This is a genomic window from Desulfosarcina sp. (assembly GCF_055467485.1).
Map to the genome: position 1 here is coordinate 1 of NZ_JBUOIV010000095.1, position 10752 is coordinate 10752.

The 10752-nt window shown below is 60.6% G+C and carries 7 protein-coding genes; 1 reads left to right on the forward strand and 6 read right to left on the reverse strand.

Annotated elements, in window-relative coordinates; all coding sequences use genetic code 11:
- Window positions 1-82: 82 nt before the first annotated feature.
- From ACZCED_RS23820 to ACZCED_RS23845, 6 genes are all read right to left on the reverse strand, one after another.
- Window positions 83-4519 carry an FAD-dependent oxidoreductase gene (locus tag ACZCED_RS23820; protein ID WP_464861952.1) on the reverse strand — a complete coding sequence of 1479 codons (4437 nt, stop codon included), beginning with the start codon at window positions 4517-4519 and terminating at the stop codon, window positions 83-85.
- A 281-nt stretch (window positions 4520-4800) separates the two neighbouring features.
- Window positions 4801-6087, reverse strand: a complete 1287-nt coding sequence (locus tag ACZCED_RS23825) for a (Fe-S)-binding protein (RefSeq protein ID WP_464861953.1) — start codon at window positions 6085-6087, stop codon at window positions 4801-4803.
- A gap of 575 nt (window positions 6088-6662) precedes the next feature.
- Entirely contained in the window at window positions 6663-7541 is an 879-nt protein-coding gene (locus tag ACZCED_RS23830; protein ID WP_464861954.1) for a methylenetetrahydrofolate reductase, read from the reverse strand.
- 41 nt (window positions 7542-7582) lie between these two features.
- Complete coding sequence (locus ACZCED_RS23835; protein ID WP_464861955.1) at window positions 7583-8155, reverse strand: response regulator; 573 nt, start codon at window positions 8153-8155, stop codon at window positions 7583-7585.
- Between the two features lie 709 nt (window positions 8156-8864).
- Window positions 8865-9374: a GNAT family N-acetyltransferase gene (locus tag ACZCED_RS23840; RefSeq protein ID WP_464861956.1), complete on the reverse strand. Its 510-nt coding sequence runs from the start codon at window positions 9372-9374 to the stop codon at window positions 8865-8867.
- On the reverse strand, window positions 9364-10065 hold the full coding sequence (locus ACZCED_RS23845; RefSeq protein ID WP_464861957.1) for an AAA family ATPase: 702 nt from the start codon (window positions 10063-10065) through the stop codon (window positions 9364-9366). The genes ACZCED_RS23840 and ACZCED_RS23845 overlap by 11 nt, the downstream gene beginning before the upstream one ends.
- 307 nt (window positions 10066-10372) lie before the next feature.
- Between ACZCED_RS23845 and ACZCED_RS23850 the strand changes: the two genes are divergently transcribed.
- Complete coding sequence (locus ACZCED_RS23850; RefSeq protein WP_464861958.1) at window positions 10373-10510, forward strand: hypothetical protein; 138 nt, start codon at window positions 10373-10375, stop codon at window positions 10508-10510.
- Window positions 10511-10752: the final 242 nt, after the last annotated feature.

Genomic DNA, 10752 nt, shown 5'->3' on the forward strand with positions numbered 1-10752 from the left:
CCGACTTCCGACTTCCGACTTCCGACTTCCGACTTCCGACTTCCGACTTCCGACTTCCGACTTCCGACTTCCGACTTCCGACTTATGCTGCGATGAACAGGGCCTCGATCTTGGCGATCAGCTGGTCGTCGGTAAAGTGGGCCAGGCTGATGGCCTTGCCCGGACACTCGGCCACGCACGTGCCGCAGCCATGGCATTCGGCCGGATCGATGACCGCGTGGCTGTGTTCGTCCACCCGGGGAATGTCGTAGGGGCAGGCCCGCACACAGGTGAGGCAGGCGGCGCACTTGCCCGAGTCCACCGTGGCAACCACGCCGCCCACCATGATGGCATCGCGGGAGAGCAGGGTCATGGCCCGCGAGGCGGCGGCCTTGGCCTGGGCGATGCTCTCTTCCAACGGCTTGGGGTAGTGGGCCAACCCGGCCAGGTAGACGCCTTCGGAGGAGAACTCCACCGGCCGGAGCTTGGCGTGGGCTTCCACCAGGAAACCGTCGGCATTGACCGGCACTTTGAACAGCTCGAACAACTCGCGGTTGGCGGTGGGCACCACGCCGGTGGCCAGCACCAGCAGGTCGGGCCGCAGGCGCACGGGCATTCGCAGCACGTGGTCGGTTACGTCGAGAACCAGGTGGTTGTCGGCGTCGGTCGCGACCGTCGGCGGGTTTTCCGGTTCGTAGCGGATGAACAGGATCCCGGCATCCCGGGCCTCCTTGTAGAGATCCTCGCGGAAGCCGTACGACCGGATGTCGCGGTAGAGGATGCTCACCTTTTTTCTGGGGTTGATTTTCTTTACGGCAAGGGCGCTTTTCAGGCTGTGGGTGCAGCAGATTTTGCTGCAATAGGGACGCTTGTCATCCCGGGAACCCACACACTGGATGAAGGCGACGCTCCTGGCCACCAGCAGGCGCTTGTCATTGCTGGCGACAGCCGTGTCCATGTCCAGGTGGGTGAGCACGTCCGGGTGGCTGCCATACAGGTAGAGATCCGGTTTGAATTCGTTGCCTCCCGTAGCGATGATCGTGGCCCCGTGGGCCACCAGCGTGTCCGGCTGATCGCCGTTGACGGACGCCAGGGTGGTGGAAAAATTGCCGATGCTGCCCGTGGTGCGCTTTACCCGTGTGCCGGTATGCAGCCGGATGCGCGGGTGGGTCTTTACCCGCTGGATGGTGTCGGCCAGGTAGGGACCGATGGGTTCTCCCTGCCAGGTGGCGTTGAGCAGGTTGGCCACCCCGCCCAGCTCGGTGGATTTTTCAACCAGCACCACCTCGGCCCCCTGGTCGGCCACGCCCAGCGCCGCCTCCATGCCGGCCACGCCTGCGCCGATCACCAGGGCGGTCTTGGTGATTGCCAGGCTCACCTGGTGCAACGGTTCGATGTGGGCCGCCTTGGCCACGGCCATGCGCACCAGATCCTTGGCCTTGGCAGTGGCTCGCGCCGGTTCGCTCATGTGTACCCAGGTGTTCTGGTCGCGGATGTTGGCCATTTCGAACAGGTACTTGTTCAGGCCTGCATCACGAATGGTCTCCTGGAACAGGGGTTCGTGGGTGCGGGGGGAGCAGGAGGCCACCACCACCCGGTTGATGCCCTTTTCGCTGATGATCTGTTTGATATGATCCTGCGAGTCCTGGCTGCAGGTGAACAGGTTGTCCTCCACATGGACCACGTGGGGCAGGCCGGCCGCATAGTCGCGAACCGCCGGCACGTCGGCGATACCGCCGATATTGATGCCGCAGTTGCAGACGAAGACGCCGATGCGCGGCCCCTGACCGGACACGTCCAGTTCCGGGGGCAGTTCGCGCTTGCGGGAGAGCGTCCAGCGGGAATCGGAGAGCAGACTGCTGGCGGCGGCGGCCGAGGCCGATGCCTCCATTACCGAATGGGGGATGTCCTTGGGCTCTTGAAATGCACCGCACACGAAGACCCCCTCACGGTTGGTGGCCACCGGCTTCAGGCAACCGGTCTGCGCGTGGCTGTAGTGGTTCAGGTCGACACCCAGCCGCCCGGCCAGGGATACGGCGTCGGGGTTGGGTGCCAGGCCCACGGAGAGGACCACCATGTCGAAGCGCTCTTCCATGTTGTTGCCCGACTCGGTGGCGTAGACGATGCGCAGCCGCTCGTCCTCGTCCGGGAACACCGAGTGGATGCGCGAGCGGATATGGCGCACCCCGTAGTCCTCCCGGGCCCGGTTGGTGTACTTGTCGAAATCTTTGCCGAAGGTGCGCATGTCCATGAAGAAGATCGCCGTATCCAGCTCTTCGTCACTGTGTTCCTTGGCGATGACCGCCTGCTTGTTGGCATACATGCAGCAGACCGACGAGCAGTACCCGTTGTCGCAGGCGTTGAGATCCCTGGACCCCACGCACTGGAGCCAGGCGATCTTTTTTGGCGGGCGGTCGTCCGACGGCCGGACCATGTGCCCCGCATAGGGCCCGGAGGCGGAGAGGATGCGCTCGAACTCCAGGCTAGTGACCACGTTGGGGTGACCGGCATAGCTGTAAGTCTGGTAAATGGACGGATCGAAGGGCGCGAAGCCGGGAGCCAGGATGACCGCCCCCACCTCGATTTCATGGATCTGCTCGGTCATTTCATGGCACACCGCTTCGGCCAGGCAGGCCGAGACGCACTGGTAGCATTCCGAGCAGACCCCGCAGGCCAGGCAGCGCTGGATTTCCCGCTGAACCGCGGCTTCGTCGAGTCCCAGCTGGACCTCGTCGAAGGTGGTTTTGCGCCCATCGGGCTCGGCCATGGGCATGGCCTGGCGCGCGATGGGCACTGCCGTGGAGAGGTCCACGTCTTCCACAGGGAACAACGCTGTGTCCCGGCCGGCGCCAAGGTCTTCGCCCGCCAGGTAGCGACGGATCGATTCGGCGGCGGTCTTGCCCGCGGCAATGGCCTCCACCACGGTTTTGGGGCCGGTGACGGCATCGCCGCCGGCAAATATGTCCGGATCGCCGGATTGCAGGGTCACCGGGTCCACGTTCATGGTTCCCCAGTCGCTCAGGGTGCAGGCGCATTCGTCGGTGAGGCAGGCCCAGTCCGATTCCTGGCCGATGGCCGGTACCACCGCGTCCACCTCGATGGTGAACTCGGAGCCGGCGATGGGTTCGGGGCGCCGCCGGCCGGAATCGTCGGGTTCGCCCAACTGCATGCGGATGCATTCGACGGCCGTGACCCGGCCGTCGGTTTCGACGACCCGCACCGGGTTGGTCAGGGTCATGATCTCGACACCCTCCTCCCGGCACTCTTGGATCTCCTCGGCGTTGGCCGGCATCTCCGCCTCGCTGCGGCGATAGATGATAAACGGCTTTTTAGATCCATTGCGCAGGGCGGTTCGCACCGAATCCATGGCCACGTTGCCGCCGCCGATGACCGCCACCCGGTCGCCCAGATCGATCCGCTCACCCAGGTTGGTGCGCAGCAGGTAGTCCATTCCGGGCCACACGCCTTCGTATTCCTCACCTTCGATGCCCAGCAGTTTGCACTCTAAGGAGCCGATGGCCATGAAAAAGGCCTTGTATCCCTGCTCGCGCAGCTGGCCGATGGTGGTGTCCGTTCCCAGGTCCACGCCGGTTTTGAATTCGACGCCCAGACCACGCAGCACCGCGATCTCCTCGTCGATGATCTCACGCGGCAGGCGGTAGGCCGGGATGCCCAGGGCCAGCATGCCTCCCAGTACGGTGTGCTTTTCGAAGACGGTCACCGCATACCCCTCGATGGCCAGGAAATAGGCGCAGGCCAGGCCGGCCGGACCGCTGCCGACCACGGCCACTTTTTCCGGTCTGGCCGCCTTCTTTTCGGGGATGAAAACAACATCGTTCTGCCTGGCCCAGTCGGCCAGGAACCGGTGCAGGGCCATGATGGAAACGGGTGCATCCACCTTGGTGCGCGTACAGGCGGTTTCGCAGGGGTGGTGGCAGACCCGGCCGCAGATGCCGGGGAAGGGGTGCTCGCTGCGGAACAGCTCGAAGGCCTCCTTGTATTTACCCTGGGCCATCAGGGCGATGCATCCCTGGAAACTGGGATTGGCCGGGCAGGCGGCCTTGCAGGGCGCCGTACCCTTTTTTTCGATGGTGTAGGCGGATGGCATGGCCTGGGGATAGCGCTTGAACGCGGCCTTGCGCTTGCCCAGGCCCTGGTCGAAGTCGTTGGACACGTCGATGGGGCACACCTTGCTGCATTCGCCGCAGGCCGTGCATTTTTCCATATCGATGAAGCGGGGTCGCTGGCGCAGGGTGACGGTGAAGTTGCCCGCCTCGCCTTCGATCGACTGGACGTCGGTCATGGTGTACAGGTCGATGTTCAGGTGGCGGCCGGCTTCCACCAGTTTGGGGGAGATGATGCACATGGCGCAGTCGTTGGTGGGGAATGTCTTGTCCAGCTGGGACATGACGCCACCGATGGCCGAGCTCTGTTCCGCCAGGACGACCCGGTAGCCGGAATCGGCCAGATCCAGCGATGCCTGTATGCCGGCGATGCCACCGCCGACGACGAGGATAGAACCTACAGTCTGTTTTGCCATATCTGTATCCTCCAATTCCTCAATTCCATAATCCAGATGTCAGAGGCCCGATGTCCGAAATCTGAAATCCGTCCTCCGTCTTCAGTCTTTCGATGTTCCCCCATAGCCTTTCCCTCTCCCCCAAGGGGGCGAGGGAACGCTACCACCAATCTGGGGAACGGGTTTGAGATTCTTGGTTTTGAGTTTGTGGTTTGCCGTTCACTGTTCACTGATCGCGTCTCCCCATTCCTCAATTCTGAATTCCGATCTCAGTCCCCAGCCTTCCGACCTCCGTTCTCATACTACAGCCCGTATCCAGCCAGGTCCGGTCCCAGGTAGCTGCGTTCGTTTTCACCGAGATTGCCCATGGCCAGACACATGATGGTCCACAGATGCACCACGTGGTATTCGCCGCCGTAGTGGTGGCCCATGTCCTCGATCTGGCTGTGGCAGTTGTGGCACGGGGCGATGACATACTTGGCGCCGGTGGCCATGACCTGGTCGAACTTGATTTTGCCGTAAGCCCGCCGTTCTTCGGTGAAGCCGCCCTGCAGGGCGCCGCCGCCGCCGCCACAGCAGTAGTTGTTGACCCCGCAGGGAACCATGTCCACGAAGTTTTCTTCCCCGACGACGGTTTTGACGACGAAACGAAGCTCATCGGCCATCTCCTCGCGCAGGGTCTTCCTGACGATGTTGCAGGGATCCTGGACCGTGAACTTGATCTTCAGGTCTCGGTTCCAGTCCGAGTTGACTTGGAGCTTGCCCTCCCGTATCCACTGGGCATAGAGTTGAATGATGCTGGTGAATTCAAACTTGTGGGGGATGTTGAACTTGCGCAATCCTTCCAGGATCGCAAAGTAGGAGTGCCCTCACTCGGTGTTGACCACCATCTTGCAGCCCAGGTTGTTGTCGATGTGGTCGACGAACTCCTCCATGATGTAGCGCCAGCCCTCCTCGTCGGCCAGGAACAGGCAGTAGTTCTCTCCTGCCCACATCACCGACGGGTAGGTCCAGTCGGCACCCACCAGGTGCAGAATTTTCCACAGGGGCCCCAGTTCATCCGGTTCGGTGACCGGCTCCCGGGAGTTCTGGTTGATGGCCATGTAGGCCCCCACCCGGTCTACCGACACCTGCATATCCTTAAAGTCGGGCTGGGTCTCGCGGATCTCCTCAGCCACGTCCTCCACGGTCCAGATGAAATCTTCGGTGGGCACGCCCATGGCGTTGCCGGCCCGGATGTGCTGGTCGCAGGATCCGCGGATGCCCTTGGGGCGCTTGTCACGGGGCCAGGCACCGCGCATGTTGTAGACCAGTTTGGGGATGTTGATTTTCATGGGGCAGGCATTCACGCAGCGGGCGCACATGGTGCACACCCAGGCCCACTTGGATTTTTTAACCTCCTCGTCCATGCCCAGGTTCACCATGCGCAGGAGCTTGCGCGGGTCCATGTTCATCAGGCCGGATGCAGGGCAGCCGCCGGTGCAGGTGCCGCAGGTCATGCAGCGATCCAGCAGGGCATCGGGCACCTTGTCCAACACCGCTTCCTTGAATTCACACTCCAGGTCGTCCAGTTCGATGGGTGACGTCATGGCAATGACCTCCTCGACCACACAGGTGGTTGGGTTGAAGGTGGAAGGCTGAAAGAGCGGATACCAGCGCCTCTGGCAAGTAACCGGCAGCCCTCGGTCTAACTCCTTAATTGGCCTTATATTCGGCCGGCCATGTTGGCGCGGCATTGCGAGACAGGTTGCCGTTGGCGCGAATCAGTGTGTGAGCATCGGCTTGGAGAAGGCCCGCCGGACAATTCTGCCCATGGATGGGAGCGACGGGACCGACCGGTAAATTCACTTTTTTTCATCGTATTCTGCAGGATATGCAGCGAACGTTGCCCGGGCAACGGCAGTTCCCCCGGGAATCAACGCTCACAACACCATTGACGGTCAGATCGAGGTTGAATAACTGAAGCCCAAGCGGTCAATTGTATTGGCCTTCAGCACTGTTAACACAGACAATTTCTACTTAGGGTTCATTCAAAAATGGTAGATTTTAGTCCAGGGCAAGGCCGCAGCGCCCTTGAAACCGCAGGCGTAGCAGCGCTACGTCGAGGATATCAAGAGCGGGAGAATGCCGTCCTGGTGCAAAAGATGCCATTTCTGGATGAATCCTACCTTATTTTGGCCGCGTCTAAATACGGCTGGATCTTGTCGATGCCGCCCAGGGTGATGATGTGGACACCGTCGCAAAGGTCGCGCAGCCCCTTAATCGTGTCGGCGAACAGTTCGATGCTGGCCTTCTGCTTGCTGGGAGCCTTGTCCAGCTTCTGGATGACCCAGTCCGGGACCAGGCCGGCCTTGAAGTGCCGGTTGATGAAGCGGGCCATGGCGGCGTTTCTGAGCAGCATCACCTCGGCGATAACCGGAACACCGAAGGTCTTGACCTGCCGCAGGAACCGCTGGAACTGATCCAGGTCGAAAATAGGCGTGGTCAGAAAGTATCCGGTGCCCAGCCCGCGCATGGTCTCCATCTCCTGCATGCCCTGTTTGGGGACACTCTTGCCCCAGAGGGACTCAACGCCGGAGCCCATGATGAACTCGACCTTTTGTTCCAGCTGCTTGCCGTCCACCGTCCGCCCGTCCTTCAGGTGTTCCAGAACGGATGCCAGTTTGCCCGAATCCACGTGGAAGAACATGGTTTCCTGCAGGCTCTCGCCGGAGATGCGGTAATCCTCGGTGAACACGAGCAGGTTCTCCACGCCGGACTCGTGGGCCTGGGTCAGGTCCTTCTGCAGCTGGATGCGGTTCTTGTCCCGGGTGGTGGTCTGATAGATGGCGTCGAAGCGGTTCTGGTTGAGCAGTTCGCAGGTGCGGATGCTGTCGCCCACGACACCCTCCAACTCAACCTCGGCAATCGAGACGCCGTCCATGCGACCCCGGATCCGTTTCAGGTTCTCGACCAGCGCTTCGGGATCGTCGTCGCCCATGGGGGCCTGGACTTCCGAGGTAACCACAAATTTCTTTTTTTCCAGCGCTTCCTTGAGTTTCATGCTACGCCTCCTTATTGATGGCCGAAACGCGATTCGGACGCCTACTTCAGGTCCAGCAGCCGGGCAACCTCCTCCTTGAGCTGGGGCAGGGGAAGCGGCTTGGAAAAGCAGATGTCGGCACCGTGGCCCTTCATCTCCTTGAATTTCTCCTCGTCCAGGTAGGCGGACAGGACGATGATCTTGGTCTCCTTGGTGGCCTCGTTTGATTTGATCTTGCGGCACACCTCGTTGCCCTTGATGTCCGGCATCATGATGTCCAGGATCATCAGGTGCGGGTGGAAGTGGTTGACCTGCAGGCCAGCCTCGAATCCGTCCGACGCGCTGATCACCTCGTAGTCGAATTCGTCCTCCTCCAGTGCCTGCACGATGGTTTCCACGATGATGGGATCGTCGTCCACCACGAGGATGCGCTTGCGTTCATCCTCGATCTCGGTATCCGGGATGGGGATGCCCTGGCCGCGCATGAACGCCTCCATGTCGCTGCGCTTGATGCGCCGGTGTCCGCCAACGGTTTTGTAGGCCTTGATGTGTCCGGCCTCGATCCAGTTGATGATGGTTTTCGAGGAAACATTGCAGAACTTGCTGGCCTTGAAGACGGTAAGTGTATCCTCCATTTTCCAATCCCTCCTTCGAACGAGTGGTGGTTTCATACGGTTTGGAACGGCCTGGTCGTAAACGGCGTACCCGGTCTCAAACCGACCGGTGGGCATGTTTCTGATCCGGGATGGATGGTCGCTTCCTGCACGATGATCGTGAGCAGGCTGGGTTGCATGTGGATACCAGGATGGCGGTTCAACCTGTCGATGCTGAAGCGACTGAAAAAAGGATTGCTATTAACAGCCCTGGTAACATCTAAAACATGGTCGCCATGGGTTGTCAATAAAAAAATGAAAAAAACATAAAAACAATAATAACTAAATCAATACAGGCATAATAGGTATAGTAATTATAGTAATTTTATATAATATAGATATAAACAAGGTGGCCTCGTTTTTTAAATTTGACGAAAACAGGCCTGGGTTCGTCTGGCGGGATGTGACTGTCGTCTTTCCGGCAGGATGTCTTGTCGACTGATGCGGGGGCGGGCGAGGCACCGGCGGAAGACTCTCGACGGGTTTTTTCAAAGGGCTGAGCGCTGAAACCGTGGCAATAAGACAAAAGGAGGGGCTGGGTGAGCCGGCAGGTTGCCATGGCCCGAGATGGCTTAAATGCTGGACAATGAATATCGAGCGCCCGCTGTTCGCCTGCGGCAGGCTTGATGGACGCTGGTTTTGCTGATCCGCAGCGGCCTACTTGATCCCGTGAAGGGGGGTCATTCCGGCTTCACCCCGCTGACGGCCTGCATTCGAACAATTGTTCATTGACCGGGGTGCCCCACCCGCTGCCTTTTTGCTGACAGGCCAGGCTGAACCCGACGCTCTCGTACAGGTGCCTGGCAGCGTCGAGGCCCTCGAAGGTCCAGAGAAAGATTTTCGGGTAGGCTTTTTCCACGCAGAACTCGACCGCGCGGTGGATCAACTGCCGACCCATCCCTTTGCCGCGCAGGGCATCGGAGAGGATGAACCACCTCAGGTGGGCACCTTTGTCTGCAGCATGGGTGCCGTCGATGGCCAGGCCGCCTTCGACCCGGCCAGCGACGGTGGCCAGCCATATGGCATCCCGTTTTGCGTCGTAGGCCCTGAGAAACGCCGACAGCTCCGTGGCGACCTTGGCTTCGAAGAAAAGGTCGAATCCCCACTGCTCGGCATAGTAGGTGCCATGCAGCTCGGTGATCCGGCCGATGGCCCCCGGGAGGTAACCCCTTGTGACGGTGACGGTTGGGTCAGGCGCCATGGCTGAAAAACTCCTTGTAGATGCGGTAGTGCCGGGTTTTTTGGTAGGCCGTGGGTGCGATGGATCGCTGGTTGAAATCATACACCGATGCGCCCGGGCATGACATCAGAATCGGCGAATGGGTGGAGATGATGAACTGGGCGTGGCCGGCGGCGCTCATTGCCGTCAACACCTGCAGCAGTCGCAATTGCGTTTCAGGCGACAGGGCGGCTTCGGGTTCATCCAAAAAGTGCAGCCCTTTGACCTGGTAGATGGATCGGAAATAAGCCATGCAGGATTGCCCGTGGGATTGGGTGATCAACGATTGGCCGCCGAAATAGTCCAGCAGGCCCGGATTGCCGGTCGCCCACTCGTCGACCAGCTGGGAGAAGTTCCGAAACAGCTCGGGAGAAAAAAAGGACCCGGGCACCGCACCGTCGGCCCACTCGACGTCCAGCGACAGGTGCAGCATGTTTTCGTACCGGTTGGCCTTGTATCGTGCCCGGTGCATGCCTTCCCAGATGTGGATATTGCACCGCCGGCACAATGCCTTGAGCAGGGTCGATTTGCCGGTGCCGTTCTCGCCGGTGAAAACGGTCACCGGCGCCGGAAAGTCAATGGTCCGGGTATGCTGGATGATCGGCAGGTTGAAGGGATAGGCCTCGGTTGTCGGGAACCGGTCCTGGGCAATGTGTACGCTTTTCAAGTGCATGAATGGACTCCAGTGGTTTTGCCGGCGGCTGCCTGTGCATCCTGTCCCGGTTGCGATGAAACCTGCGGGCCAACCCGCTTTGGACCTCTTTTCCACAGGCCGGTTAAAGCGGAAGCCGCCGCTCCTGTCAACTGCGGATCGGTTGCCGGCATGCGCATAGGCAATCCCATGTCAGCGTTTCAGGACAATTCCGGCGGGATGCCGGGAACCATACGGCGGGTCGTGATACCCCACGGGAAAATCCGTTAGACTGAAAATCGGCAGCGATCGGATGGGCGTGCCGCTGCCGGTTGGAGCGGAGGTCCCGATGTCCCGGGAGCTGCAACAGGCCGCCCCCCGGCAAGGCTTTGCGGCGGGCCTGTGCGACGCTCTGCCTGCCGGATGCCTGCGTGGGGTCTGGGTGGCCGGCAGCCCGCCGGCGCAAGACCTGGCCGAGATCGACTGACTCCGGCCTGCCGGCCAGGCAGTGAGCCGTCGTTGATGGGGACGCAATCAGGTAACTTGCGCGAATTTCCGAAAAATAGTATTCAACGAATAAACACCATCTATATATCTCCTGCCGGAAAAAGCAATTCGACCCAGACCACCCGCTTTTTCTTGACAAGGCCCCGTCGAGCTTCTAAGAGGGGCACGATTTTAAGGCGGCGGTTTGAGCATGCGGCCGCGCACGAGCGTTGAACCCACGTT

What these genes read in the sequence shown, in the direction of transcription:
- ACZCED_RS23850 (WP_464861958.1), top strand. Translation starts at nt 10,373, where the DNA reads ATGTCCCGGGAGCTGCAACAGGCCGCCCCCCGGCAAGGCTTTGCGGCG.
- ACZCED_RS23845 (WP_464861957.1), bottom strand. Translation starts at nt 10,065, where the DNA reads ATGCACTTGAAAAGCGTACACATTGCCCAGGACCGGTTCCCGACAACC.
- ACZCED_RS23830 (WP_464861954.1), bottom strand. Translation starts at nt 7,541, where the DNA reads ATGAAACTCAAGGAAGCGCTGGAAAAAAAGAAATTTGTGGTTACCTCG.
- ACZCED_RS23840 (WP_464861956.1), bottom strand. Translation starts at nt 9,374, where the DNA reads ATGGCGCCTGACCCAACCGTCACCGTCACAAGGGGTTACCTCCCGGGG.
- ACZCED_RS23835 (WP_464861955.1), bottom strand. Translation starts at nt 8,155, where the DNA reads ATGGAGGATACACTTACCGTCTTCAAGGCCAGCAAGTTCTGCAATGTT.
- ACZCED_RS23820 (WP_464861952.1), bottom strand. Translation starts at nt 4,519, where the DNA reads ATGGCAAAACAGACTGTAGGTTCTATCCTCGTCGTCGGCGGTGGCATC.